General features: G+C 57.4%; 1 protein-coding gene. It reads left to right on the top strand.

Going from position 1 to position 1,208, the window contains the following annotated elements:
• Nucleotides 1–751 precede the first annotated feature (751 nt).
• Nucleotides 752–1,144 (top strand): DUF5071 domain-containing protein, encoded by a 393-nt coding sequence (locus tag BMW87_RS34605; protein WP_177192932.1) that lies wholly within the window; start codon nucleotides 752–754, stop codon nucleotides 1,142–1,144.
• The last annotated feature ends 64 nt before the right edge of the window (nucleotides 1,145–1,208 follow it).

The raw sequence follows: 1,208 nt of genomic DNA, 5'->3' as shown, positions 1-1,208 counted from the left end.
CGGCCAATAGCCGCCTCTCGCCGTCATCAACCAATCTGAGAGTTTTATGCCTTCTTCGCCGCCAGCAGCGAACTCATGCCCTCGATGTCACAGCGATGCGCAAGTCAAGGCGAAGCTTGTTCTCATCGGTAGAGCTAGTCCACGCCTGCTGTTTCCCGATGAGGAGCGAGCCGGCTATAGGCGGCGTGACCAGTTGGCCATCGACGAGTGCAGCACCGAGAACCTGCAGAAGGCGCCCTTGCAGCAGTTTGTCCCCGGGTTCTACTGTCATGCCTGCGGTGTCGGCTTTGTTGCCAACAGCATATTGAAGTGAGGCAAAAAGGCAGTCATGAGCTGCACAGTTCGGCCGACTATAGTCGGCCACGAGCAGACATCCAAACTGACCATGAAGGCAATCGCAAGAGAGGGTACATGGCTGTACGACGGACAAATTCCTACGGGTGTTCGTGTCGTGCAGTGCAACGTCCGCTACGGCACAGGAGACCGCCAAGATCCACCAGAAATCTGCAACGACTCCTTGGTCGCTGGTTTCGATGTCCAGTGGGCGTCTCCAGTGTCACCAAGTACATATCCCGTACACGCGTCCGCGGTTTTCCCCACGCTTGCCGAGGCCGTCGCGTATGCGGAAGGCACGGCTTGGGCCGCAGGATCTCTTAAATGGTCGCAGGGGGTCGAGTGATCGCTCTCCAGTTCGGTCGGTCGAGCTACTGTTGTCAGACAGTAGTGGCTGTTGAACATGCGGGAGAACTCATTGCCTAAGAAGATGGCCCACTTATTGCCGGTCGACAAGCACGACCTGCCGAAGGCCGAAGCGATCGTCGCTCTTGGCTATCCGGCTGTCGACGCGCTTCTCCCTGAGTTGATCGCTTGGATGCAAGACATCAACTGGCCTGTTGCGAAGGTCTTGATTCCCTTTCTGGCTGGCATAGGTGAACCACTGGCACCTCATCTGTGCATGATCTTCGAGTCTGAAGACCATATCTGGAAGTACTGGGTGCTCGACAAACTTGTCGCTCCGTCACCCAGGCTCGCAGTGGCCGTCGGGCCGTACCTTTTGCGCCTGGCCTTGAACCCGAGCCCAGGAGAAAGCGAGGAAGGGGTTGATGAGATCGCTCGAAGGATCCTAGCGGAGAACGCAGCCTGAGTAGGCCAGTACAACGTCTTTCGGATGTCTGCTATCGAGGATCGGGGACGTCTCTTTTGGGCCC

Source organism: Variovorax sp. OV084 (assembly GCF_900111625.1).
In the GTDB taxonomy this organism is placed as follows: Bacteria; Pseudomonadota; Gammaproteobacteria; order Burkholderiales; family Burkholderiaceae_C; genus Variovorax.
The sequence above is the reverse complement of the archived record's forward strand: the minus strand, read 5'-3'. Positions and strand labels throughout refer to the sequence as shown.